The organism is Nonomuraea sp. NPDC050451, from assembly GCF_044458585.1.
The window spans coordinates 18,351-43,277 of record NZ_JBITHZ010000042.1; the positions used below are offsets into that span (position 1 = coordinate 18,351).

Sequence of the window (24,927 nt, forward strand, 5' to 3'; positions counted from 1 at the left end):
TGATTCGTCGTCTTACATGCATCAGCATTAAGGTTTTTGAGGTGCGTTTGGTGTCATGGGGGAAAGGACAGTGTTGAACGTTACGCCCGCTTGGAGGAAGCCCGCCACCGCAGTCGCGCTGCTCACCGCAGCCGCACTGACGGCCTCATGCTCATCGGGCACCAACCCCGGCGGCGGCAGCGGGGGAGCGGGCGCGCCCGAGGCCACCACGACCGCCACCCCCCAAGCCCCCACCGTCAAGATCAGCCCCGCCGAAGGCAGCGGCAAGGTCAACCCCGAAAAGAAGATCGTGGTGACCGCCGACGGCGGCGCCCTCGACAACGTCACCGTCGAGGCCTCGGGCGAACAGATCGAGGGCAAGTACAACACCGACAAGACCAAGTGGGTCTCCAAGACCGCACTCAAGCCCTCCACCGACTACACCGTCAACGCCACCGCCGGCGCCACCACCGCCACCAGCACGTTCACCACCGCCAAACCCGAACGCGCCCTGCAGATCGCCGACGTGACCCCCCACGCCAAGGGCGAGACCATCGGCGTCGGCGCCCCCATCATCGTCACCTTCAACCAGCCCGTCACCAGCAAGGCCGCCATCGAGCGCGCCCTGGAAGTCGAGGCCGAAAAGCCCGTCACCGGCGCCTGGCGCTGGATCAACGACACCGTCGCCATCTACCGCACCGCCAAATACTGGCCCGCCCACCAGAAGGTCACCCTGAATGCCCGCATCACCGGCATCAAGGGCGGCGACGGCCTGTACGGGGTCAAGGACTACACCGCCACCCTCAAGATCGGCGCCAAGCAGATCAGCAAGGTCGACACCAAAAAGCACATGATGTACGTCTACAAAGACGGCAAACGCGTTCAAACCATGCGAATCAGCGCCGGCATGGCCACCACCCGCGAATACACCACCACCTCCGGCATCCACCTCACCATGGAACGCGGCAACCCCGTCCGCATGATCTCCCCAGGCCGCAAAAAGGGCGACCCCGGCTACTACGACGTGATGATCGACCACGCCGTCCGCATTTCCAACTCCGGCGAATACGTCCACGCCAAGGACAACGTCTGGGCCCAAGGCGTACGCAACGTCAGCCACGGCTGCCTCAACGCCCGACCCGACCAGGCCAAATGGTTCTACGACAACTTCCAGCGCGGCGACGTCGTCGACATCACCGGCACCACCCGCGAACTCGAATGGAACAACGGCTGGGGCTTTTGGCAACTGCCGTTCAAAGAGTGGAAGAAGGGCAGCGCCCTGAAGAACACCAAGGCCTGACATGCCCCACGCCAACAACACCCTGCTGCGCATCCGCGACGGCCGCGACGGCGACGTCCCCATCGTCTTGGGCATGTTCGACAGCGCCGTCGCCTGGCTCACCGCCCGAGGACGCACCGGCCAATGGGGCAGCAGCCCCTTCACCGGCAACGAACGCCGCACCCGCCAGATCACCGGCTGGCTCGAACTCGGCGGCATGCGCATCGCCGAACTCGATGACCACCCCGCCGGCTGCATCGTCGTCGGCGGCGCCCACGACTACGTCGCCCCCGCCACCGAACCCGAACTCTACGTCCAGGCCCTGGTCACCGACCGCCGCTACCACGGCCACGGCGTCGGCCGCGCCCTGCTCGACTGGGCCGTCACCGAAGCCGCCGAACGCGGCGTCGGCCTGCTGCGCGTCGACTGCTACGCCGGCGACGACGGCCGCCTGGTCGCCTACTACGAAAGCTGCGGCTTCACCCGCACCGCCCCCTTCACCGTGGGGGAGTGGCCCGGCATGCTCCTGCACCGCCGCATCTGACCCGCCGCTAACCTGATCGCGGCGTCAGCGCCGCCGACGCCGCGATCAGACGCCGCACCCCAGGACGCGCCACATCCGCCACCCGCCGCACCTTGATGTGCCGCGCCGTCTTGCCCGTCCCCTCCAGCAACCCCTCGCCGTCATGCTCCAGCAGCTCCACACCCCGGCCGAACATGATGTTCACGTACGCCCCGTGCAACGCGATCGCCGCCACCACACCCCGGTACGTGCCAGGCTGAAACGTGTACGCGATCAGCCGCGCCGACGGGTCCACCTCCACCACCGCATCCGGCGCGACCTCCTCGATCAGAGCCCCGGCCGCCACCGCCAGCTCCCGCACCGCAGGAGCGCACCCCGCCAGCAACCGCTCAACCCGCTCGTCCATAGCGGCACCCTACCGGCGCCACCAGAGCCTTAAACCAGCGCCAGCTGCGCCGCCTGCGGCCGCCTCGGCCCCGCCTCCGGCGCCCCGCACCCCATCCCGTACACCTGACACAACTGCGCGATCTGCCCCGTGATGCGCCGCTCATAATCCGGCGAAGGCAACCCCGCCCGGTCGTACAACTCCTCATAACGCTCCACCAGCTGCGGATGCGCCTCCGCCAGCCACTCCACGTACCACGACCGCGTCCCCGGCGGCAGCCGCAACACCACCGGCTCCACCGCCCGCGCCCCCGCCGCCGCGATCCGCCGCACCGTGGCACCCAGCTGATCGGCCGCGTCACTGAGCAACGGCAGCACCGGCGCCATCAGCACCCGGCACTCCACCCCGGCCTCCACCAGCGCCGACACCAGCTCCAGCCGCGCCTGCGCGGTCGGCGCCCCCGGCTCCACCGCCCGCCGGATCCGCTCGTCCACGAACGCGATCGACACCGCCACCCGCGCCCCCGCCTGCGCCAGCAAAGCGGCATCACGCAGTACCAGCGCGCTCTTGGTGTAAACGGTGAACGGCACCGCCGCCTGCGACAGCGCCCCGATCACCCCCGGCATCAGCCGATACGTCTCCTCAGCAGCCTGATAACAGTCGCCGCTGACCCCCACCGCCAGCTCCTGGCCGTCCCAGCGCACCAGCTCCGCCCGCAACCTCGCCACCGCGTTCGGCTTCACCACGATCCGCGTGTCGAAATCACGCCCCGCATCCAGCCCCAGCCGCCCATGACCCGCACGGGCACCGCAACCGCGGCAGGCATGCGCGCAGCCACGGTAGGGGGAGACAGCCCACCCCTGCGCGATGCCCGCGGTCTGCGGCACCCGCTCGATCATCGTGCGGGCCTGCAACTCGTAAAAACCGTCACGCACCACCGCACGCCGCTCGATCAGCGGACGCTCATCAGCGGCCTCGTCGACAAGCGCAAGCGCGTCCCAACCCACATCCACCAATGGAACACGCATTCGACAGCCTTTTCAAGCAGTTCCGCACAACCACACCCGCCACCTGACCGGATCCGGCACCCAGACTAAACTGGCACGCACGTACCACTTCAGTCTGGGGACCCCCATGCCCTGGCTCCTGCTCGCCCTCGCCATCACCACCGAAGTCCTCGCCACCACCGCACTCAAACTCAGCAACGGCCTCACCCACCTCGGCTGGACCATCACCGTCGCCGCCGGCTACATCACCTCCTTCACCCTCCTGTCCCAAGCCCTCAAACACCACCTCGACATGGGCACCGCCTACGCCGTCTGGTCCGGCGCCGGCACCGCCGCCATCGCCCTCATCGGCGCCGCCTTCATGGGGGAGACCCTCACCCCACTCAAGATCGGCGGTATCCTGCTCATCATCGGCGGCGTCGTAGTCCTCAACCTCGCAGGTGGCCATTGAACCCGCACCCAGACGACCACACGACAGGGGAGCGGCACCACCCCCACCCACCCGCCACACCCACCCAAGCCCGCGGACGCCGCCGCCGCGCCACCCTCCTGACCGCCGCCGTCGACCTCCTCACCCAAGGCGGCTTCGCCGCCGTCACCCACCGCGCCGTCGCCCACCACGCCAACCTCCCCCTCGCCGCCACCACCTACTACTTCGCCTCCCGCGACCAACTCCTCGCCGAAGCCTTCGCCCAACTCGTCGAAACCGAACTCACCACCACCCGCACCTGGATCACCGACCACGGCCTCACCGCCCTCACCGACCAGATCGCCACCGCCGACCGCGCCCGCCAACTCGGCCTCTGGGAGCTCTACGTCCACGCCGGCCGCGACCCCGCCCTCCAGCAGATCGCCCGCCGCTGGTCCGACGGCTGCATCCGCATCATCGCCGACACCCTCCACCTCCCCGCCACAGACACCCGCGTCCGCCTCCTCTACACCACCCTCAGCGCCCTCTGGCTCGAACAGGTCGTCGAGCAACGCCCCCTCGACGAAGCCCGCACCCTCCTCACCCTCGCCGTCAAAACCGCCGAAAACGCATTGCCGCCCCCCTGACCCCTCCCTACACTTCCTCCGTGCTCAAACCCCACTACCCGATCACCACCGACCGCCTCCTGCTGCGCCCCTTCACCCCCGACGACCTCGACGCCGTCCACGCCTACGAATCCCGCCCCGACGTCGCCCGCTACCTCTACTGGGAACCCCGCGACCGCGACACCGCCAAAACCTTCCTCGACAAAAGGGCCACCCGCACCGCCCTCCACGACGAAGGCGACGCCATCGACCTGGCCATCACCCTGCGCCACACCGGCCAACTCATCGGCCAAACCCTGCTCATCTGGACCAGCAGACAACACCGCCAAGGCGAAATCGGCTACATCCTCCACCCCGACCACCACGGCCACGGCTACGCCCCCGAAGCCGCCCGCGAAATGCTCCGCCTCGGCTTCGACGACCTCGGCCTGCACCGCATCACCGGCCGCCTCGACGCCCGCAACACCGCCTCCGCCCGCGTCCTGGAAAAACTCCACATGCGCCGCGAAGCCACCCTCATCGACAACGAATACGTCAAAGGCGAATGGACCAGCGAAACCATCTACGCCATCCTCCACGCCGAATGGACCCCATGATCCACCACCTCGCCCTGCGCACCGACTGGGAAACCGCACAGAAAGCGGGGGAGTACCGCATCTCCACCCTCGGCCACACCCTCGACGAAATCGGCTTTATTCACTGCAGCCGAGACCTGGCCCAGCTACGCGGCGTCCACACCACCTTCTACGCCCACGTCACCCAACCCCTGCTCATCCTCGACATCGACCCCACCGGCCTCGACGTCCGCCTCGAAAACGGCTTCCCCCACCTGTACGGGCCCCTGCCCATCACCGCCGTAACCGCCGTACGCCCCTGGTGACACCACAGGGGAGCCGAGCACCACGGGGGAGCGGCCACCCACCTCAACCCCGCACAAACCCAAACCCCCACCCGCGCACCCCGGCCGCCCCCACAATGGGCACCATGGACACCCGAACCGCCGCCCAACGATTCGCCGACACCTGGCAACACGGCTGGACCCACCACGACAGCGCCGCCATCATCACCCTCTACCGCGACGACGCCGTCCACACCAGCATGCCCTTCCGACCCCCACACCAGGGCAAACAAGCCATCGCCGACTACATCCAATGGTCCTTCACCGGCGAAACCGACCCCCGCGTCACCTTCGCCGACCCCATCGTCGACGGCGACACGGCCGCCATCGAATTCCGGGTCCACGCCCACGACAACGGCCGCCCCATCACCCTCGCAGGCTGCGTCTTCGCCCGCTTCGACCCCGACGGCCTCGCCACCGAGACCCGCGACTACTGGCACACCACCGACGGCCACCAATAACCCCGACCACACCCGGCCCGCCAACCGGCCACCCGCACCCCCGTACGGGACAAACCCGCCGAAAAGATCAGCGCACCACCCGCAGCGGCGTCCGCACCGGCATCGCAGGCGCCACCTGCACAGGCCCCACCGGCGCCACAACCGGCTCCGGACGCACCATCTGCTGCGTCTGCTGCTGGACCTGCTCCTCAGCACGCCGCTCCGCGCACCCACCCGCGCAGTAACCGTTCGTCAGAATGAGGCGCCCCCGCAGCGGCGTGTATGCCTCCTTACCCGTCGCGGGCACGACCCCCTGACACACCGGGCATAACACCGACTGGCTCCCCACGTGCTGCTCCTCTCGCGGCGCGAATAGCAGGACTTCCACCTTAAAACCACACCTCGCGCCAAGGACAGCGAATCAACAGAACGTCAAACTCTCCGTAAGCGCCCAGGGGAGCCCGCCACACCACCGCGCGAGAACACGAAACCCCCGCTCAACCCCCGAAACCAGCCCCCGCCACACCGCCCGGCACCCCGCCGCACAGCCGGGAAAAAAATCCCATCAGGCCCACCGGCCCCACCCGCCGAGGGGAGCGGAGGACCCCTCCCGAAAGCGGTTACTTGACATAATGTTCATTATCAAGCAACTGGCATGAACCGTCCGAGCACGGGCAGACGCCTTAACATGTCCGCCCTGGAGATCACAACCCCCGGTCTCGTCGCACTCACAGGCGTGATCACCGCCCTGGCCATCTGGCTGATCATCCTGGCCGCCCGGCTCACCAGGAACCCGCGCAACCGGCCCGGCGTCAGCATGGACATGGTTGATCAAGCTCGCGAGCTCAAGGCCCTCGGTCAGATGCAGGAAGCCGTGTTCTTCGTACGCGGCGAGACCGGCATGAGCCAGCGGGCCGCCGCGCGCTTCGTCAAGCGCCTCTGACCCCCTCCCGGCCCTGAACTCGACTTTTCATCCCATACCGAACAGAAGCTGAATTCTGTTTGGTATGGGAGATAAAGCAGCAAACGGCACTTAAAGGGCGTTAGCGCCAGGTCGCGTCATCCCCGCGTCCGCTCCTGCCGACGGTCGCGGGGATGACCTCGAGGCGGGGCGGCCCGCGAGATTGCTGCGCCGCGTTTTGGCGACCGCTCCCCCAAGCTGGAGCTCCGGGATAGGGGTTTCGGTTCGGGTGTCACGTACGGTCGCGCTCCCGCCACAGGTGGATCTTTCGGGCAAAGTGGGTCAATTAGGGCTGGTCAGAGCGGGTTTTTGCGGAGAACTGTCACCAGCAGTGGACGATCCGTGTCAGCATCAAAGGCATGTATGGGCCATATGGGACTGTCTTAAATGCATGGGGCCGAAGGGAACGCCCCTCCCGCTGAGCAGTCCCCCGCCCTTGAACTCCGTGTCGTTCCCCTTGCCTGGAAAGAAGTCCCCCGTTGCGTATCTTGCTGCTGTGCTCCTCGTTCAACGGCCTGACCCAGCGTTGCTGGCTGGAGTTGCGCCGGGCCGGTCATGACGTCGGCGTCGAGCTGGCCGTGTCGGAGCAGGCGATGGTGGATGCGGCCGAGCTGGCCAAGCCGGATCTGGTGATCTGCCCGTTCTTGAAGGAGCGGGTGCCTGAGCAGCTGTGGCAGGCGCATCGTACGGTGATCATTCATCCGGGTCCTCCTGGGGACCGGGGGCCGTCGTCGCTGGATTGGGCGATTTTGGAGGCCGAGCCCGAGTGGGGGGTGACGGCGTTGCAGGCGGTTGAGGAGATGGACGCGGGTCCGATCTGGGGTTATCGGACTTTTGCGATGCCGTCGGAGGCGCCGCGTAAGTCGGCGTTGTACAACGGGCCGGTGGCGGATGCGGCGGTGGAGTTGGTGGTGGAGGTGGCGGCCAGGGCGGCGGATCCGTCGTTTGCGCCGGCGCCGTTGGATTACCGGTCGCCGGAGGTGCGGGGGCGGTTGCGGCGGGCGATGCGGCACTCTGATCGGGAGTTTTCGTGGGAGGAGTCGACGGAGGAGATCGTTCGGCGGGTGCGGGCGGCTGATGGTGCGCCTGGTGGGCGGTCGGTGTTGTGTGATGTGCCGGTGCGGGTGTTCGACGTGTATCGGGGTCCGGAGCTTGGGGGGCGGCCGGGTGAGGTGGCGGCGCGGCGTGAGGGTGCTGTGCTGGTGAACACCGGTGATGGTTCGGTGTGGGTGGGGCATGTGCGGTTGGAGCAGGAGGGGGCGATCAAGCTTCCGGCTGCGTTGGCGTTGGGTGAGCGGGTGGCTTCGGCGCCGGAGCGGTCGGGGTACAGCGAGATCACGTATGACCGTAGTGATGGTGTGGGGGTGGTGAGTTTCGACTTCTACAACGGGGCGATGTCGTCGGATCAGTGTCGGCGGTTGGCGTCGGCGTTGCGGTATGCGGTGGCGCAGGACACGAAGGTGTTGGTGGTGCGGGGTGGGGAGACGTTCTCCAACGGTATTCATCTGAATGTGATCGAGGCGGCGCGTCATCCGGAGTTGGAGGCGTGGATGAACATCAATGCGATCAACGGGGTGTGCCGGGAGATTGTGGGGTGTACGAGTCAGCTGGTGGTGACGTCGATCGGGGGGAATGCGGGTGCGGGTGGGGTGATGATGGGTCTGGGTGCGGATCGGGTGATCATCCGGGATTCGGTGGTGCTGAATCCGCATTATCGGACGATGGGGTTGTTCGGGAGTGAGTTCTGGACGTATGTGTTGCCGCGGCGGGTGGGGGCGGAGACGGCGCGGCGGTTGACGCGGCAGGCGTTGCCGGTGGGTGCTGCGGAGGCGGTGGAGTTGGGGTTGGCGGATCGGATGTTGGGTGGTTCGCGGTTGGAGTTCGAGCGGCGGGTGCTGGAGTACGCGGAGCGGTTGGCGGTGGATCCGGGTTATGATCGGCTGCTTGCCGGTCGGCGGCAGGCTCGGGAGGTGGATGAGCGGCGTAGGCCGTTGGACGCGTACCGGGCTGAGGAGCTGGCGGAGATGAGCCGGGACATGTTCGATGATCGGCATGAGTTCCGGGCGGCGCGGCGGGGGTTCGTGCATAAGGTGAGGGCTCAGGCGACTCCTGAGCATTTGGTGCGTCAGAGTGAGTTGTCCGGCGCGTCGGCGCCTGCTGGGGCTGGGGCATCTCATATGTGAGATATGGTCTCGTGTTGTGTCAGATGATTACCTTGTACGGATCGGCCGGTTGATCCGGGATGCGCGCCAGCACCGTGGTTGGACGCAGCTGCAGCTGGCGGATGCTCTGGCGACGTCGCAGAGTGCGGTCAACAGGATCGAGCGCGGCAACCAGAACATCAGTCTTGAGATGATCGCCCGGATCGGTGAGGCGCTCGACAGTGAGATCGTCTCGCTGGGGTATGCGGGGCCGATGCATCTGCGGGTGGTGGGTGGCCGGCGGCTGTCGGGCAGCATCGATGTCAAGACGTCGAAGAACGCGTGCGTGGCGTTGTTGTGCGCGTCGTTGCTGAACTCGGGGCGGACGATCCTGCGCAAGGTGGCGCGGATCGAGGAGGTCTACCGGATCCTGGAGGTGCTGGCCTCGATCGGGGTGCGGGCCCGGTGGATCAACGAGGGCAGCGATCTGGAGATCGTTCCTCCGGCTCGGCTGGAGCTGGAGGCGATGGACACGGAGGCGGCGCGCCGTACCAGGAGCGTGATCATGTTCCTGGGGCCGTTGATGCACCGTACGGAGCAGTTCCAGATCCCTTATGCGGGGGGCTGTGATCTGGGGACGCGTACGGTGCAGCCGCACATGTCGGCGCTGAAGCATTTCGGGCTGGACATCACGGCGACGGGCGGCTTCTATCACGCGCGGGTGGATCGGGGGGCGGCGCCGTCGCGGCCGATCGTGTTGACCGAGCGGGGTGACACGGTGACGGAGAACGCGCTGCTGGCGGCGGCGCGGCACGACGGGGTGACGGTGATCCGTAACGCCTCCTCCAACTACATGGTGCAGGATCTGTGCTTCTTCCTGGAGCAGCTCGGGGTGCGGGTGGAGGGGGTGGGGACGACGACGTTGACGGTGCACGGGCTGCCGGACATCGAGCGGGATGTCGACTACTCCCCCTCTGAGGATCCGGTGGAGGCGATGAGTCTGCTGGCGGCGGCGGTGGTGACGTCGTCGGAGCTGACGATCTGCCGGGTGCCGGTGGAGTTCCTGGAGATCGAGCTGGCGGTGCTCGAGGAGATGGGCCTCGATTGTGATCGGGGGCGGGAGTACGCGGCGGCCAACGGTCGTACGCGGCTGGTGGATCTGACGGTGCGGCCGTCGAAGCTGGTCTCCCCCATCGACAAGATCCATCCGATGCCGTTCCCGGGGCTGAACATCGACAATGTGCCGTTCTTCGCGGCGATCGCGGCCTCGGCGCAGGGGTCGACGTTGATCCATGACTGGGTCTACGACAATCGGGCGATCTATCTGACGGAGCTGACGCGGCTGGGGGCGTCGGTGAAGCTGCTGGATCCGCATCGGGTGCTGGTGGAGGGGCCGACGCGGTGGCGCAGCGCGGAGATGATGTGCCCGCCGGCGTTGCGGCCGGCGGTGGTGGTGCTGCTGGCGATGATGGCGGCGGAGGGCACGTCGGTGTTGCGGAACGTGTACGTGATCAATCGCGGGTATGAGGATCTGGCGGAGCGGCTGAACGCTTTGGGGGCGCGGATCGAGACGTTCCGCGACATCTAGGGCTCCGGTCCTGGGGCGGGCGTTTCTGCCGGTGGGGAGGCGCCCGCTCTGGGGCTTGTGTTTCTGTCGGTGCCGGCCGCTACCGTCGTGCTTGGTTCTTCGTGGCGCGAGGGAAGGGGTGGCCGGTGCGGCCTGCGGAGCTCGACCGGTTGACGGTGGCGGAGGCGGGTGACCGCTATGTGGAGCTGGTGCGGGCGCGGACGGTGACGGGGGCGTTGTCGCCGTCGACGGCGGAGGTGTATGCGCGGGATGTGGCGACGCTGGTGGAGTTGGCCGGCGCGGATGTGGTGCTGGACGATCTGACGGGCGCGGATGTGGATGCGCTGCTGCTGGCGTTCGCCCGTCGGCCGGATGGGCGGCTGCGTTCTCCGAGTGGGGGGCAGTCGCCGTCGTCGCAGGCGCGTTTTCGGCGCTCGATCTCGGCGTTGTTCAAGCATGCGACGCTGGCGGGGTGGGTGCAGATCAATCCGATGACGGCTTCGACGGTGACGTCGAAGGAGCGTGGGGGGTTGCGGCCGCAGCGGCGGGCGTTGACGCGGGAGCAGGCGCAGGGGTTGATCGGGGCGGCGCAGACGTTGGGGGACGCTCCCCCGCCGGAGGGCAAGCGGCGTGATCAGCGTACGGAGTTGCGTGATGCGGTGATCGTGTTGTTGCTGGCGACGGTGGGGCCGCGGGTGTCGGAGTTGGTGCGGGCGAATGTGGAGGATTTCTTCACCAACGACGGGGTGCGGTATTGGCGGATCTTCGGCAAGGGCGGGCGTACGCGGGATGTGCCGTTGCCGGATGATGTGGCGGGGGTGTTGCAGGAGTATCTGGCGCGGGGGCGGCCGGCGGTGGCGGAGAAGGCGTTGCTGTTGTCGTGGCGGGGGCGGCGGCTGGCGCGGGGGGACGTGCAGGCGGTGATCGATCGGGTGCAGCGGCGGGTGGATCCTGATCAGCAGCGTTCGGTGACGCCGCATGGGTTGCGGCATACGACGGCGACGCATTTGCTGGCCGATGCGGTGGACATGGATGCGGTGCGGCGGGTGCTGGGGCACAGTGATCTGTCGACGTTGGGGCGGTATCGGGATGAGCTGCCGGGTGAGCTGGAGGTGGCGATGCGTGCTCATCCGCTGTTGCGCGGCCGCTGAGGTCCGGGGGCGCCCTGCCGGGATAACTATACCGGTATTTGTATCCCTGGGTATAGAGTGGGTGTCATGGTACGACCTCCGCTGACCCCCGAGGAGCGGCTCCGTGGCGAGCAGCTCGGCTTGGTGCTGCGCCGGGCCCGTGGCGAGCGCAGCATCGTCGAGGTCGCCGCTGCGGCGGGGATGTCGGCCGAGACCCTTCGCAAGATCGAGACCGGCCGGATCGCGACGCCGGCGTTCTTCACGATCGCCGCCCTGGCCGACGTGCTCGACATCTCGCTCGACCACCTGGCCACGCGCTCCACTCCCGCCCCCACCTGACCCGCGGGCCTGCGGGGAAGGTGGCGGTGCTCTCCCCCGCCGCTTCCGCATGCCCGGCGGTGAGGGCTACGGCGCATCGGGCCGACCAGCCGTCTCCTTGGACGGAAGTCCTGCGGCCGCGGCGATTGACCCTGACGCAGGGTCAATCGCTCAGCATGGTCGGCATGACCACGAAAACCCGTGCGATCGAGGTGGAGGCGTACGGCGACCTCGCGGTGGTCGCCGGAGTCGAGCTGACCCGTCCCCGCGGACACCGTCCACACCCTGCGCGGGCCCAACGAGATCACTGTGGCCTGGATCCCTGTCCACGTACACCGGGCAGGCCCGGGTCGCCGGGTACGGCGTGCGCCGCGAGGCTGAGCGGGTGCGTGCGTCCGTCGGGATGATCTCGGCTGTCGACGGGTCGCCGACCGGGCGGGAGAATCCACGGCCGATGGTCGATCTCGGGCGCCTTGACCGGCGCCGTGCCGAGGGCGTGGTCGGGCGGCTGCCGGAGCGGTTCGACCTGGTGGGTGCCGCTGACCGGCGCGCGGGCGGGTATCGAGCGGCGGTCGGGTTGACCGACTGTCTGTGGTCGCGGCGCCTCTACCGGGTCCGCGCCGCGAGCTAGGAGACTGGTGTGATGCTGACCATCGGGGAGCTGGCGTCGTATGCCGGGGTGACGGTGCGCGCGGTGCGGCACTATCACGCCAAGGGGCTGCTGCCGGAGCCGGAGCGGGACCGCTCCGGCTATCGCAGGTACGACGCCGGCGCCGTGGTCGAACTGATCAAGATCCGGACCCTCGCCGGGGCCGGGGTTCCGCTGGCGCGGGTGCGGGAGCTGCTGCGGGCCGATGAGGAGGAGTTCGCCGCGGCGGTGGCGGACATCGACCGGCGGCTGCGGGCGGAGATCCGGGAGCGGCAGCGGCTGCGGGAGCGGATCGCCCGGCTGGCCGCCGGGGACCATCTGGTGCTGCCGCCGGAGGTGGTCGAGTTTCTGGAGCGGTTGCGGGCGCTCGGGGTGGACGAGCGGATCGTGGAGGTCGAGCGTGACGGCTGGATCCCGCTGGTCGCGCACTCCCCCGACCGGGTCGCGGAGTGGGTGGCGCGCAAGCGGGAGCAGATCGCCGACCCGCGGCTCGTCGACTTCTATCTCACCCTCGGCCGGGCTCTCGACTGGAGCGCCGGCGATCCGAGGCTGGTCGAGCTGGCCGACAAGCTGGCCGCCTACATCACGCGGATGGCCGACGAGCAGGGCGAGGACTACGTCGACGTGGCCGGCGTCGAGCCGCCGTTCGTCCAGTTGATGGACGATCTGGCGTTCGACACCGCACCGCCGGCCCGCCGGCTGATCGAGCTGCTGAAGGAGCGCGGCTGGACGGGCTGGACCCGGCTCGAGCGCGTGGACCCGCCGCCCGGAGCAGGGCGGGGAGACACCGCGGTGTCTCGGTGACGGTGGGCGAGGCCCCGCGAGCCGAGGTCGGCCTGACCCCCGGGACGCGCGCCGGGAGGTCTTCAACAGCCTGCGGCTGCCCCGCGGCTCCATCCCCGCCGCCGTCGGCCACTGGGACGACATGGCCCCGGGTGACCGGGTCGCTGTCCACCAGCCAGGTCCGCGCCTATGACCTGGTCAAGAGTGGTGACCGTCGACGGCCGCCTGACCAGGCTGGGTGGCCTTGTCAGCCACTCCGGCGTCCCCGCCGCAGAACACCTCCTTCACGAGCTTCTCCAACGCCTTCGGGAACATCTGCATCAGGTCGATTGCGGCGTCCCCGCTGGTCAGTGAGGCGGTCAGGGTCTTGCTGCCGTCGGGCGTGCTGTACATCAGCGCCCCGTAACCCAGGGTGCTGCCGTTGTGGTGGAAGACGGTGCCGCCGCAGTCGGGGCTCAGGTCCTGTACGAACAGCCCGAGGCCGTAGCCGAGCTTTCCGTGCGGCTTGCGCATCTCGGCCAGCAGCGGGGCCGGCAGGAGCTTGCCGCCCATCAGTGCGGAGATGAACGTGTGGAGATCCCGGGTGGTCGAGATCATGTCTCCGGTGCCGGGCAGGAGGGAGGGGTTCTGGCGGGTGACGTCGACGACCTTCCACTGGCCGGCGTGCTCGTACCGGTAGTAGCCGTGGGCGTGCGGCGCGGGGATCTCCGTCTGGGCGCCCGGGACCACAGTGTCGCGCAGCCCGAGCGGCCCCAGGATGCGCCGCTGCATCTCCTCGGCGTAGGAGCGGCCGGCGACCTTTTCGATCAGCAGTAGGGCCAGCGTGTAGTTGGTGTTGGAGTAGCTCTGGTCCGTGCCCGGCTCGAAGCGCGCCGGCTTGGACAACGCGAACCGCACCAGTTCCTCCGGCCGGTAGGTGTGGAACCGGTTGTCCACCCACTCCTGGCCCACCGAGGGGATTCCCGGCACGAACGTCCCGTCGGGGTCGAGCTCGCCGGTGTGGTTGAACACCCCGCTGGTGTGCTGCAGCAGCATCCGCACCGTGATCCGCCGGTCCAAGCCGAACTGGGGCAGGTAGTCGTCCGCCGGGCTGTCCAGCCCGATCTCGCCGTCGGCCACCAGTTGCAGCACCAGGGTCGCGGTGAAGGTCTTGGTGGTGCTGCCCATCCGGAACCGCCCGTTCGTGGGCGGCTTCGCATCCTCCTCCAGCTTGCGTACTCCGGCGCTGCCGACCCACTCGCCCCGCTCATCGTGCACGCGCATCTGCATCCCGGCGAAACCGGCTTCGACGAACTCCTGGATGGCCTTCTGCAGTTCCGGGCGATCCTGCCCGGCAGCGGCCTCACTCCTGGTGCTCTTGATGGTGTTGAGAAGTTCACCCATGACCATTCCTCGCTTCGCGATAGTACGTGTTTCGTGCAGCTCGAAAGCTACGTTGCATTCAGATGCTCGTCAATCTGCAGATGGACGTTTTCCCTGGTAAACGGCAGTAAATTGGCGCAATGACGCTGCGGCCGAAAGCAACACCATGTTGCAATGAATGGCGGCTAAGGCAACACTGTCGGCATGCCAGGGAGACGATTGACCCAGCAGGACCGCCAGCGCATCGCGGCCGGGCTCTCCGCCGGACTCTCCTACCGCGAGATCGCCCGGCGGCTCGACCGGCCGACCTCGACGATCACCCGGGAGATCGCACGCAACGGCGGCTTCGCCGGCTACCGGCCACAGCAGGCGCACGAAGCGACGACCCGGCGGGCACGGCGCGGCACACCGGCACCGTCACACGCGGCCACACCGCCGGGCGCCACGATGGAACAGGAGATCATCGAGATGGCGGTCAGAGCGGGGATGCCGAGGACGGCCGCGCGCGTGCACCACGATCTGATGCTGTCCAAGGACGGCAGGCGCACCGCCGCCGAGCTGACCCGCAGGCTGAACGTCAGCCCAGCCTCCGTCTCCGTGGCCGTGAACTACCTGGTCGAGCAGGGGTATGCCCGGCGCGAGCGCGATCCGCAGCGCCGTCGCGACATCTACGTGATCGACAACGACGCCTGGTACCGCTCCATCGTGATCAGCAGGCGGCAGACCCTCGAGACAGTGCGGGCCACGATGGCGGCGGCCGAGACCTTCGGGCTCGACAGCCCCGTGGGAGAACGGCTGGCCAAGACGGCGGCGTTCCTGGAACGCGTCAGCCTGGACATGATCGAGTCGGCCGACCGCTGGCGCCCTCTCCTGACGTGATGGGACTCAGCCCAACCACCTGAGAAGCCGACCTTAATCACGGGCTCCACACACGTACATGGGCGATCGGCGAGGTGCGACACGAACGGGGCGTCCGCTCGCATGTCGATGCGCACTCCAGCACGTTATCCGGTACCACGCCGGACTTGGCCTGCACCAGCTGCGCCACCCACCTCGGCGAGGCCGAAGCACCACCGCAGCTCATCATGGGCAAGACCTTCCACAAGAACCCCCGCACCGCCATGCGCCACGTCCAACCCGGCCCAAGCACCTTGCTCCACCGCGTTGCCGACACTGACATCGTCAATGCCCACGAGTTCATGGAAACGGCCCACAGCCCTCGCAGCCTTCGGAGGCAACCACACCCGGCCGCACCCATCCCCCAGCGCCCGGACGGCTGGCTCGGCCGCCAACGATGCGGAACGCCGACCGTGCCAAATCCGCGAAGCACTCGACGCTGGACTGTCTCACCATCGACGGCCTGGACCACACGACCGGTCAGCGCAAGCTCATCCGGTTACGCGGCCGGATTGTCGGAGTCGGCGGTTAGGGTCCGCGTCATGATCGCTTGTTTGTGGCGGGCCCGCCGGATCGCGACGGCCTGCGGCGCCCGGTGGCACGAGGTGCCCGCATGAATCCCTGGCAGGAGGTCCTCGACCGTATCGAGGAGGGTGACGAAGAGGACCTGGCGAGGTTCCTGGACGGGCTGAGCGACCTGGGCCGGCGGGCGGTCGCCATGCAGCTGCCAGGTCACCTGGCAGAGGAGCTGCGCGGCGGGTTCCAGACCCGGTGGGAGATCGAGGGTCTGGCGCCCGGATTCCGGCTGGCGGGGGCGGCCTGCTTCGCCGGGGCTGAGCAGGTGGCGGCCTGGCTGAACCGTAGGGAGCTGCGCCGGGTGCGCGACCCCGAGCGGGACGCCGAGCGCCTGATGTTCCTGCTGCGGCGCCGCCCCGTGGAGTGGCGGCGTGACCTGGCCGTCCGGTTGGTGAAGCGGCTGCGGCCGCCCACCGGCAGCAGGTGGCGGCGCGGCCAGGGCATGCCCGGCTGGGACCTGGCCGCCGCGCTGATGTCGGAGACGGGCATCGAGCCGCCGGACGACGACGCCTTCGTCGTCGGGTGGGTCTGGCGGCTGGTCCTGCGGCGGCACAGGGACGGTCGTCGCCTCGACGGCGATCCGCTGCTCGCTCCCCTGCTGCCGCGCCTGTTCCAGGCGCAGGGCGTGGCCGGCCCGCTGGCCGTGGACGAGAGCCGGGACGAGAGCCGGGACGAGAGCCGGGACGAGAGCCGGGACGAGAGCCGGGACGAGAGCCGGGACGAGAGCCGGGACGAGAGCCGGGACGTGGGCCGGAGCGTTCTCGGCGAGCTGGCCGTGCTGGCCGGTGAGGGCAGGGTGCCTCGCGGGACGTTGATCGACGGTTGTGCCGGCCGGTTCCTGGCCGGCGGCCCGGCCGAGGAGATCGCCCCGTTCGTACGGCTTTGGCGGCTGTTGCGGCCGGAGCCGGAGGAGATCCCGGTCCTGGAGTTCGTCCGCCTGCTGCCGGCGGCCGCCCCTGGGCTGGCGCAGCTCGCGCTGGAGGAGCTGCAGCGGGCCGAGAGCGCGGGGCTGCTGGAGGAGGAGCTGTTCGCCGAGGCCGTGGGGTCGCTGGTGTACCGGCCGGAGAAGAAGCTCCTGCAGTCAGCCGTACAGTGGCTGGCGCGGACGCCCGCGCCGAGGAGCGGCAGCGGGGTGCCCGCGCTGGCCACTCTGTTCGACGTCGACACTCCTGCGTTGCGGGAACGCGCGGTGCGGCTGGCGGTCAAGCTGGTCCCGCACGCGGACGACGCCGGCCGGGAGGCGGTCTGCGAGGCTGCGGCGCGGCTGCCCGCCGACCTGCGTGAGCGCGTGGCCGCCGCCTACGGCGCGATCACCTCGGCGGAGCCGCAGCAGCCGGTCGCCGCCGTCCTGCGCGCGCCGGAGCTGCCCGCCCTCGCGCCGCCGTTCGCCTCGCCGGCCGAGCTGGTCGCGCAGCTGCGGGCGCTGGGCTGGTCGGAGGAGCCGCAGCGGTGCGAGCGCGTGCTGGCCGGGATCGTCGAGCTGACCCACCGCGACCGTGCCGGCATGGTGGCGGCGCTGCGGCCGTGGTGGCAGGAGAGCCGGCCGCAGGCGGACGACCCGGACGTGTACGTGTTCGACCGCAACGCCCACGAACGCGGCGTCCACACTCTGCTGGCGCGTTGCGCGCTGGCTGTGGTGGCGCCGAAGGAGAGCCGTCGGCTGAGCACGTCGCTGGCCGAGACGAACGCGTACCACGCCTCCAGCGACTGGCCGCCCCAGCGTCTGCTCCGGCGCCGCCTGGAGGAGGTGATCGCGCTCTTGGAAGGCGGGCGGACGCTTCCCGGGCTGCTGGCGACGCCGACCGCGTCCACCGGCCACGTCGACGCCGCGACCCTGGTGGGGCGGATGGAGCTGCTGCAGGACACCGAGCCGCTTGCGGCCGACTTCGAGCAGGCGCTGCTGCGGCTGCCCCGGCACATCGACCCCGAGTTGCTCGTACGGGCGGACAAGCTGCCGTCGCAGGCGGGCCGGGCGCTGGCGGCCTGGTTGCGAGACGGCGGGTGGCCCGACCCTTCCGTGGACTGCGAGCTGCACCAGGAGGAGCGCACGGGCTACGGCCTGCGCGCCGGGTCCTCCCGGTTTCGGGTGAAGGTCGTGCCGCCTGCGGGGCTGCCCGCCTGGCTGGAGGAGCTGTGGGTCATCAGCCCGCGGCACACCTATCTCTCCTACCGGCGCGACGCCGTGTGGTGGCCGCTGATCATGCCCTCGCACCGCGAGATCGTCGCCGGCTGGCTGGTGCGCTGCATGCCCTGGCTGTCTGCCTCGAACGATTTCAGGATGGCGGCGCTGGCGGCCCTGGCCCATGGCGAAGGGCCCGTGGGCGCCGCCACCGCGGTGGCGATCGCGGGCGGTCTGGCGCACCGGCGGGACGCGCAGCGGGCGGCGGCGGCCGAGGCGGCGCTGACGCTGGCCGCACGCGGGCAGTTCCCTGCAGCCGAGCTCGGGTGGACGGTCGCGGAGCTGATCCGGCACGAGTTCGTCACGCTCAAGCGGATCACCGTGGCGCTGGGCGACCTGGCGGCGGCGGGCGCGCATGCCGAGGTGTGGCGGGCGCTCGCGGTGGCGCTGCCGCTGCTGCTGCCCGGCCCCGGTGAGCGGCCGCGCGCCGGGCTGGGCGAGTTGCTGGGGGTCGCCGCGCGGGCGGCTGTGCTTGCGGGTGCGAAAGGCGAGATCTTCGGGCTGGCGGAGATGGCGGCGCGCAAGGGGTCGAGCCTGGTGCTGCACGAGGCGAGACACCTGTACGGGGCTATCTCCGGCTGATTGGCTCAGCCGTGGGGTCGGGTGAGGCGTGCCTGGCTGGCGGCCTTGTCGGGTTCTGGCAGTACCCGGTTGATCAGGGCGGTGCGTCTGGTGGCGCGGTCGCCACCGACGACGTGGTTCTCGCGGCCATGAGAGCGTTGAAGCCCTGTCATGCGACCTCGATGGTGAGCCGGGCACGGCAGCGGCGCCGGAGTTCGCTGAGATCCGCGTTGCGTGCCATGCCTCCATGCTGCCCGTGGGTTGATGCCTGTCAGGGTCCGAGGCTGGGTCGGTGCGTCCTAGGAAGCCGCTGACCAGAAAGTTCTCCCCCGGCGTCGGGTGCGGGCGGTGGTGTGCTGGGCCTACGGCGCCCAGGCGTCCCCGTGCGCGGGGCGGACGCCGCCGTCATCACCGCCGTCGAGGCCGGGCGGCCTCCGCTGCTCGGTGGCTCCGCCTACGTCCTGTCCCTCGACCAGCTGCCTACCGATTGGGGAAGGCCTCAGCCGCAGCGTGGTCCTCCCGCCGGGGCCTTTCGGGGGGCTAGAGGGTTTCGAGGGCGTCGTCGGGAAGCGTCGGCGTCTGCCACAGCTCGTGGGCGGGAGGCGACCAGTCGCAGGCGAAGGGGCCCTGGCGGGTCTCGATGAGACCGACGACCTCGTCGCGGGCCGCGGTGACGTGCCGGTGCACTTCGTCGTCGATGAGCCCGAGCCGTCTGCCGTGCCGGTATTCGTCTTCGTCCTTCCATTGGTGTCGGGACAGGTCGGGTTCGACGATGAGGTCGAGCAGGAGGACGAAGGTGTCGATGCCCAGGCGGGTGCGCTGTTTGGGCAGGTCGAAGTCGATGTACCAGGTCAGTGGCCGGTGGTCGGGGTCGAAGAACTGGCGGACGGTGAAGTGTTTGTCGATGCCGTACCAGCTGCGCACGATGGTGCCCTGCCAGGTCCACCAGCCGAGTTCCCACCGGCCTGAGGCCAGTTCGTCGATGGTCTTGTCGCGGCGGCTGCCGCCGTTCAGGAAGGACGTGATCCAGGTGGTCGAGGCGAGGCTCTTCAGCCCTGGCCAGCCGGCCACCACGAGGTAGTCGTCGGTGTCCTGGAGGACCCGGTACGGCGCGGCCGTCCAGACCTTGCCGTTCCAGACGTGGCGGCGCACCGCCGTGGCGCCCTCGTGGAAGCGGTTGTTCCCGTCGGCTGTCATGCGCTCGATCATGTCGGGTCCGGGGAAGGTCTGTCACGATCTTGGTTGTGGAGCGGGTGAGCGCGGAGATGCGTCCCTTGGGCGTACGAGGTGTCGCAGGATCCCGCGGTGCGGCGGTTCGTGCGAGTTCCTTCTCGCGGTTCTTCGTCGAGCCGTCGGCCATCGCGGAGACGGCGGGCGGGCGGAGGGTTGATGCGTGGTTCGCCTGAGCCTGTGTGCGTGGTGCGGGTGGGGGCTGGTGCAATGGCGGGCATGAGTGTGGTGCGTTCGCTGGTGTTGTTCGCGTTGGCGGCCCTGTTCGAGATCGGCGGGGCGTGGCTGGTGTGGCAGGGGGTGCGGGAGCAGCGTGGGCTGGTGTGGGCGGGCGCTGGGGTGATCGCGCTGGGCCTGTACGGGTTCGTGGCCACGCTGCAGCCGGATGCGCATTTTGGGCGGATTCTGGCCGCGTACGGCGGGGTGTTCGTGGTGGGGTCGCTGCTGTGGGGTGTGGTGGCCGATGGGTTCCGGCCGGATCGGTGGGATGTCGTCGGGGCGCTGGTGTGCCTGGCGGGCGTCTTGGTGATCATGTATGCGCCCCGTGGCTGACGGGCCCAGGCGCGGGACGGTCAGTACCGGGCGCCGACGGGGCCGGGACGGTGTCGAGGGCGGCGAGATCGGCTGGAGACAGCTGGACGTGTGCGGCGCCCGCGTTCCGGCCGACCTTGGCGGCGAGCACGGCGCGGTCGCGGCGGCCGGTCAGGGCCCGTCCGAGGAGTTCCTCGTTGGTGCAGGGGCGTAGACGTCGGGGGTGTCGATCAAGGTCAAGCCCAGGTCGAGGGCCTGGTGTATGACGAAGACGGACGTGGTCTCGTCGCGGGGGCCGCGATGTCGTACATGAAGCTCATCCCCATGGCGCCCAGGCCGATGACGCCGACCTGCGGTCCGTGGGCGCCCAGGGTGGTGTTACGCATGCTGTGTTCTGCCTTCGTATCGGATCGCAGGGTTGCCGGGTCACAGCCCGTGAGATGTCGGTCATGTCGCCGTTGTCCCTCAGTGGCCCGCGCTCATGCCGCCGTCGACGTGGAGAATCTTGCCGGTGACGAACGGGGCGTTCTCCAGGTAGATCACCGCGTCGACGATGTCGCTCGGCTCACCCATCCGGCCGACCGGGTGCAGGCCGGCGAGAACCTCGTGGGTCTCCTCGGAGTGCATGGGCGTCTTGATGGTGCCGGGCGAGACGGCGTTGACGCGGATGCCGCGAGTGGCGTACTTGATGGCGAGGGACTTGGTGGCGGACTGCAGTCCGCCCTTGGTCAGCGAGGCCAGGACGGAGGGGACTCTGGCGTCGGCGTTGTCGACCAGGCTCGTGGTGACGTTGACGATGTGACCGCCGCCCTGGGTGAGCATCCGCTCGACGGCCAGTTGGGTGATGCGGAAGAAACCGGCGAGGTTCACACCGGTCACGGCGGCGTAGTCGCCCTGGGTGTAATCGGTGAAGGGCTTGGCGACGAAGATTCCGGCGTTGTTGACCAGGGTGTCGATGCGGCCGAACCGCTCCACGCCGGCGGTGATGACACGTTCGGCGGTGGCACGGTCGGCGATGTCGCCCTGGACGGTCAGGATGCCCGCGTCGTGGGAGGTGGCGATGGACCGGGAGGTGGCGACGACGGCGTAACCGAGCTTGCGGTAGGCGTCGACGAGACCGGCGCCGATGCCTTGCGAGCCGCCAGTGATGACTGCGACCTTCTGAGTGCTCATGATGACCCTTCTCTCCGGGATGGGGTGGAATGTCGCGACCGGTCGCCTAGATAGCCGACCGGTCGACTATTGCGACCTAGGCGTCTGGGCGGAGAGAAGTCAAAGGTCAAGGGGGCTTTGGCCAGGACCTGTTGTCTCGCACCTGATAGGCCCAGGCTCCAGAGGGCGGCCGGAATGCGGCAGCAAGGCGCCGCAGGCTGAACGCGGTTCAGGGCGTCCTGGATACACCGATCTGCTGCTGGAGGGCGGGCGGCCGGTGCTGCGCCGCCGCAAAGGCGCCGAGCCGGGCCGTTAAGGATTGGCGGCGTGCGGTTGATGCCCGTAGGGTGCCGATCATGGCTTGTCGCATTTCCGAGCTGGTGATCAAGTGCCGGGATCCGCAACGGCTGGCGGCGTTCTGGTGCGAGGTGCTGGGCTTCAGTGTGCTCGACACCGAAGACGGCGTGGTGGAGATCGGACCGCCGGAAGGGTTCGGCGGATTGCAGCCGACTCTGATCTTCATCCACACTACCGAGCCAGCGGCGAGCAAGCCGCGGCTGCACTTCGACGTCAACGCCACCGACCGCGATCAGGACGCCGAACTCGAACGCCTCCTGAAGCTCGGGGCGCGCCCAGCCGACATCGGCCAGACCGGCGAGGAGTCCTGGCACGTCCTGACCGACCCCGAAGGCAACGAATTCTGCCTCCTGCGACGCCGCCTGAGCTGAGCGTCGGCCCGCACCGGCGGCGGGCCAGGATCGCGGCGCGTTTGTCGTTGTCGACCATGCGGCGCCGACCGCCCACCCGGCGGCGTCCAGGTCGTTGTTGATCGTGCGGACGATGTTACGACGCCGATCCTCCGACAGGGCGAGGGTGAGATCCAGGGCCAGGGAGCGCCCGGTGTGCGGAGCGTGCTCCCATGAACCTGCGGCCGTCCCGGAGATTCAGACGAGCCGTCTGCGTCTCAGGGGTGGTCCGGGATGCGCACCGTGAGCAGGGCGACGTCGTCGTCGTTGTCCGCCGGGCGGACGCCGTCGATGAGCACGTCGCCCAGCGAGGCGACGGGCCGGTGGGCCAGCGACGCGGCGTACCGGCTCAACCGGGACATTCCTTCGTCCAGCGACCGGGTCGGGGACTCGATCAGGCCGTCGGTGTAGAGCACCAGCGTGGAGAGAGGCGGCAGGTCGGCGGTGGCGTCGACGCGTACGGTGGGGATGCCGGTGCCCAGGAGCAGTTCGTGTCCCTCCTCCAGGAAGCGGGTCCGCCCGTCCCGCTCCACCAGCAGCGGCGGCGGGTGGCCCGCGTTGGTCCAGCGCAGCCGCCATCCGCCGTCGTCGCGGTGCTCCAGCCGGGCGAGGACGGCGGTGGCCATCGTGGTCTGGGCCATGCGGGCCACCGCCTGGTCGAGCCGGTCCACGATGACGCTGGGCGGATCCTGGCCCGCGCCGGCGTAAGCGCGCAGCATGTTGCAGACCTGCGCCATGCCGGCGGCGGCGTCCAGGTCGTGGCCGACCACGTCGCCGATCACCAGGGCCGTGGCGCCGTCGGGCAGGACGAAGGAGTCGTACCAGTCGCCGCCGACCTGTGAGGCGTGCGGCGCGGGCCGGTAGGAGGCGCTCATCTCCAGCCCGGGCACCGACGGCAGCTGGGGCAGCAGGTGGCGCTGCATGGTCTCGGCGACCCGCCGTTGCCGCTCGTACAGGCGGGCGTTGTCCAGCGCCAGGCCCGCCCGGCGGGCGATGTCCTCCACCAGCAGCAGGTCGGCGGTCGTGAACGCCGCCGGCTGCCCGGAACGTCCCAGCGTCAGGGCCCCGACCACGTCCCGTACGCCGCGGATCGGCGCGATGCACGCCGAGTGCATGCCCGTCACCCGGAACAGCTCCTGCTGGGCGACCGCGATGCCCGAGTCGGGAAGCCCTTGGTAGGTTTCCGGGCTCACGAGCGTGGCGGTGACTCCGCGCAGCGCCCGCGACAGGGGCATCGGCGACTCCTGGGGAACGGGCGGCATCGGCCCCTCCAGGTCGTCCCGATACCTCAGGAGACCGCCCTCGAAGTGGGCGACGGCGGCGCGCGACACTCCGCCCTCCTCGGTGAGCAGGTCGACCACCACCCAGTCGGCCAGCAGCGGCAGGACCAGGCGTACGAGCTGGCGCAGCGTCTCGTCCACGTCCAGGCTGGCGGTGAGCGTCGTGGTCGTCTCCGCGAGCAGGGCCAGCCGGTCGAGTTGCGACATCGAGGCCGCGGCGCCGGCCGTCTCGTGCGGGGCCGGCGCGGATGAGGGGGTCTCGTGGAAGAGCACCAGCGCTCCCGTGCCGCCCTCGTCGAGCCGGCAGGGGGTGACCATCCAGGCGACGCATATCAGCAGGCCGTCGCCGCGCTCGAACCATTCCCCTTCGCCCTGTGCGCTGCCGCCGACGATGAGGGGCTGCCGCATCGCGCAGCGGCTGCGCGGCAGGGGCTCGCCGTACTTGCCCCGGTGCAGCAGGTCGTGGGCGTCTCGGCCCTGCAGTTCCTCGGCGGTACGCCCCAGCAGCCGTTCGGCCTGGGCGCTGACCTCCACGATCCGACCGCGGTCGTCGACCACGTACGCCCCCGCGTCGGAGAGGTCGGGCAGCCGGCGCAGCCGCGTGCCGTCCACCGGCCGCGACGCCCTGGCATCGCCGGCTGGCACGTTCATGGACGGCGCTCCTTCCCTGGTGCCGGTGACCCGTCTCGCCACAGGCAGCCTAGAGGAACGCGGCAGATGCCCGGCAAGCGTCGCCACTCGGGATCCGACCGCGGGCATGGGCCGGCCCCGGCCGGCGGGCGACCGGGGCCGGGTGAGCCGGAGGTCAGTCGGCGCAGATGGCGAAGACGCTGATGCCGACGTCGCTGTAGCCGTCCTGGCGGCCGATGCCGATCCAGCCGCGGCCGTCATCGGTGGGGAACGACCCGACCAGGATCGCCCTGTTGCCGCGGGCCTCGGCGCCGCCGCCGAGGACCCTCTTGCTGCCCGGGCAGTAGAGCGTGCGGCGCTGGAAGTTGGGGACGTTGGCGTTGGGCAGGGTGACGAGCTGGTAGCCGGGTGGCAGAGCCGATGGGCGGGCGGCCGCCGGGACCGGTACGGACGCCTGGCTGGCGGCGGCGGTCGTCGTCAGGCATGCCCCCGCCGCGAGGGCGGTGAGAGGGATGGCCAGGAACCACTTCGACTGCATCGTTCTCCTTCTGTCCTGTCCCCTGACGGCCACGACTCCGGGCAGCGCGCGGCACGCGAGCGAATGCGCACCGAGAGTGGTGGTCTGATCGCGGGGGGTAAAGGAACTGACACGATGAGTATCCGTGCTATCACGTATCGTGTCCATGCG

At 69.5% G+C, this 24,927-nt stretch carries 25 protein-coding genes; 18 read left to right on the forward strand and 7 right to left on the reverse strand.

Annotated features, from left to right (window positions below; all coding sequences use genetic code 11):
- Positions 1-70: 70 nt before the first annotated feature.
- Positions 71-1,279 carry an Ig-like domain-containing protein gene (locus ACIBI9_RS57390; RefSeq protein WP_397235871.1) on the forward strand — a complete coding sequence of 403 codons (1,209 nt, stop codon included), beginning with the start codon at positions 71-73 and terminating at the stop codon, positions 1,277-1,279.
- Between the two features lies 1 nt (position 1,280).
- Positions 1,281-1,802 carry a GNAT family N-acetyltransferase gene (locus ACIBI9_RS57395; RefSeq protein WP_397235872.1) on the forward strand — a complete coding sequence of 174 codons (522 nt, stop codon included), beginning with the start codon at positions 1,281-1,283 and terminating at the stop codon, positions 1,800-1,802.
- A gap of 7 nt (positions 1,803-1,809) precedes the next feature.
- On the opposite strand, the gene ACIBI9_RS57400 is transcribed toward ACIBI9_RS57395, so the two are convergent.
- Complete coding sequence (locus ACIBI9_RS57400) at positions 1,810-2,187, reverse strand: hypothetical protein (protein ID WP_397235873.1); 378 nt, start codon at positions 2,185-2,187, stop codon at positions 1,810-1,812.
- A gap of 29 nt (positions 2,188-2,216) precedes the next feature.
- The gene (locus tag ACIBI9_RS57405; RefSeq protein ID WP_397235874.1) at positions 2,217-3,194 is read right to left on the reverse strand and encodes a radical SAM protein; all 978 of its coding nucleotides are present in this window, start codon (positions 3,192-3,194) and stop codon (positions 2,217-2,219) included.
- 106 nt (positions 3,195-3,300) lie between these two features.
- On the opposite strand from ACIBI9_RS57405, the gene ACIBI9_RS57410 reads away from it, so the two are divergent.
- From ACIBI9_RS57410 to ACIBI9_RS57465, 12 genes are all read left to right on the forward strand, one after another.
- Positions 3,301-3,624 carry a DMT family transporter gene (locus ACIBI9_RS57410; RefSeq protein ID WP_397235875.1) on the forward strand — a complete coding sequence of 108 codons (324 nt, stop codon included), beginning with the start codon at positions 3,301-3,303 and terminating at the stop codon, positions 3,622-3,624.
- Entirely contained in the window at positions 3,621-4,229 is a 609-nt protein-coding gene (locus tag ACIBI9_RS57415) for a TetR/AcrR family transcriptional regulator (protein ID WP_397235876.1), read from the forward strand. The genes ACIBI9_RS57410 and ACIBI9_RS57415 overlap by 4 nt, the downstream gene beginning before the upstream one ends.
- Positions 4,230-4,249: 20 nt before the next feature.
- A complete protein-coding gene (locus ACIBI9_RS57420) occupies positions 4,250-4,804 on the forward strand; it encodes a GNAT family N-acetyltransferase (RefSeq protein WP_397235877.1) in 555 nt (184 codons plus the stop codon).
- Positions 4,792-5,088: a DUF952 domain-containing protein gene (locus ACIBI9_RS57425; RefSeq protein ID WP_397235878.1), complete on the forward strand. Its 297-nt coding sequence runs from the start codon at positions 4,792-4,794 to the stop codon at positions 5,086-5,088. Before ACIBI9_RS57420 ends, ACIBI9_RS57425 begins: the two co-directional genes overlap by 13 nt.
- Before the next feature lie 104 nt (positions 5,089-5,192).
- Entirely contained in the window at positions 5,193-5,567 is a 375-nt protein-coding gene (locus tag ACIBI9_RS57430) for a nuclear transport factor 2 family protein (protein ID WP_397235879.1), read from the forward strand.
- A 667-nt stretch (positions 5,568-6,234) separates the two neighbouring features.
- Positions 6,235-6,489 carry a hypothetical protein gene (locus tag ACIBI9_RS57435; RefSeq protein WP_397235880.1) on the forward strand — a complete coding sequence of 85 codons (255 nt, stop codon included), beginning with the start codon at positions 6,235-6,237 and terminating at the stop codon, positions 6,487-6,489.
- A gap of 497 nt (positions 6,490-6,986) precedes the next feature.
- Positions 6,987-8,690: an enoyl-CoA hydratase-related protein gene (locus ACIBI9_RS57440; protein WP_397235881.1), complete on the forward strand. Its 1,704-nt coding sequence runs from the start codon at positions 6,987-6,989 to the stop codon at positions 8,688-8,690.
- Between the two features lie 16 nt (positions 8,691-8,706).
- Positions 8,707-10,236 (forward strand): UDP-N-acetylglucosamine 1-carboxyvinyltransferase, encoded by a 1,530-nt coding sequence (locus tag ACIBI9_RS57445; RefSeq protein ID WP_185075398.1) that lies wholly within the window; start codon positions 8,707-8,709, stop codon positions 10,234-10,236.
- 125 nt (positions 10,237-10,361) lie between these two features.
- Positions 10,362-11,366, forward strand: a complete 1,005-nt coding sequence (locus tag ACIBI9_RS57450; protein ID WP_397235882.1) for a tyrosine-type recombinase/integrase — start codon at positions 10,362-10,364, stop codon at positions 11,364-11,366.
- Between the two features lie 66 nt (positions 11,367-11,432).
- Entirely contained in the window at positions 11,433-11,684 is a 252-nt protein-coding gene (locus ACIBI9_RS57455) for a helix-turn-helix domain-containing protein (protein WP_397235883.1), read from the forward strand.
- Positions 11,685-12,048: 364 nt separating this feature from the next.
- Positions 12,049-12,294, forward strand: a complete 246-nt coding sequence (locus tag ACIBI9_RS57460; protein WP_397235884.1) for a hypothetical protein — start codon at positions 12,049-12,051, stop codon at positions 12,292-12,294.
- Positions 12,295-12,306: 12 nt separating this feature from the next.
- Positions 12,307-13,116, forward strand: a complete 810-nt coding sequence (locus tag ACIBI9_RS57465; RefSeq protein ID WP_397235983.1) for a MerR family transcriptional regulator — start codon at positions 12,307-12,309, stop codon at positions 13,114-13,116.
- A gap of 177 nt (positions 13,117-13,293) precedes the next feature.
- Here ACIBI9_RS57465 and ACIBI9_RS57470 read toward each other — a convergent pair whose 3' ends face one another.
- Complete coding sequence (locus ACIBI9_RS57470) at positions 13,294-14,478, reverse strand: serine hydrolase domain-containing protein (RefSeq protein WP_397235885.1); 1,185 nt, start codon at positions 14,476-14,478, stop codon at positions 13,294-13,296.
- Positions 14,479-14,676: 198 nt separating this feature from the next.
- Between ACIBI9_RS57470 and ACIBI9_RS57475 the strand changes: the two genes are divergently transcribed.
- Positions 14,677-15,336, forward strand: coding sequence for a helix-turn-helix domain-containing protein (locus ACIBI9_RS57475; protein ID WP_397235886.1), 660 nt, complete (start codon positions 14,677-14,679; stop codon positions 15,334-15,336).
- A 631-nt stretch (positions 15,337-15,967) separates the two neighbouring features.
- Positions 15,968-18,691, forward strand: a complete 2,724-nt coding sequence (locus tag ACIBI9_RS57480; RefSeq protein WP_397235887.1) for a DUF6493 family protein — start codon at positions 15,968-15,970, stop codon at positions 18,689-18,691.
- A gap of 519 nt (positions 18,692-19,210) precedes the next feature.
- Here the strand turns inward: ACIBI9_RS57480 and ACIBI9_RS57485 are convergent.
- Positions 19,211-19,867 carry a DUF402 domain-containing protein gene (locus tag ACIBI9_RS57485; protein WP_397235888.1) on the reverse strand — a complete coding sequence of 219 codons (657 nt, stop codon included), beginning with the start codon at positions 19,865-19,867 and terminating at the stop codon, positions 19,211-19,213.
- A 252-nt stretch (positions 19,868-20,119) separates the two neighbouring features.
- Here ACIBI9_RS57485 and ACIBI9_RS57490 point away from each other — a divergent pair, with 252 nt between their 5' ends.
- On the forward strand, positions 20,120-20,452 hold the full coding sequence (locus ACIBI9_RS57490; RefSeq protein ID WP_397235889.1) for a YnfA family protein: 333 nt from the start codon (positions 20,120-20,122) through the stop codon (positions 20,450-20,452).
- Positions 20,453-20,896: 444 nt separating this feature from the next.
- On the opposite strand, the gene ACIBI9_RS57495 is transcribed toward ACIBI9_RS57490, so the two are convergent.
- Entirely contained in the window at positions 20,897-21,604 is a 708-nt protein-coding gene (locus ACIBI9_RS57495; RefSeq protein WP_397235890.1) for an SDR family NAD(P)-dependent oxidoreductase, read from the reverse strand.
- A 335-nt stretch (positions 21,605-21,939) separates the two neighbouring features.
- Between ACIBI9_RS57495 and ACIBI9_RS57500 the strand changes: the two genes are divergently transcribed.
- Positions 21,940-22,311, forward strand: a complete 372-nt coding sequence (locus ACIBI9_RS57500) for a VOC family protein (RefSeq protein WP_397235985.1) — start codon at positions 21,940-21,942, stop codon at positions 22,309-22,311.
- A 236-nt stretch (positions 22,312-22,547) separates the two neighbouring features.
- Here the strand turns inward: ACIBI9_RS57500 and ACIBI9_RS57505 are convergent, their stop codons facing one another.
- Together ACIBI9_RS57505 and ACIBI9_RS57510 are read right to left on the reverse strand one after the other, a co-directional pair.
- A complete protein-coding gene (locus tag ACIBI9_RS57505) occupies positions 22,548-24,260 on the reverse strand; it encodes a SpoIIE family protein phosphatase (protein ID WP_397235891.1) in 1,713 nt (570 codons plus the stop codon).
- 154 nt (positions 24,261-24,414) lie between these two features.
- A complete protein-coding gene (locus tag ACIBI9_RS57510) occupies positions 24,415-24,777 on the reverse strand; it encodes a hypothetical protein (protein WP_397235892.1) in 363 nt (120 codons plus the stop codon).
- Between the last annotated feature and the right edge of the window lie 150 nt (positions 24,778-24,927).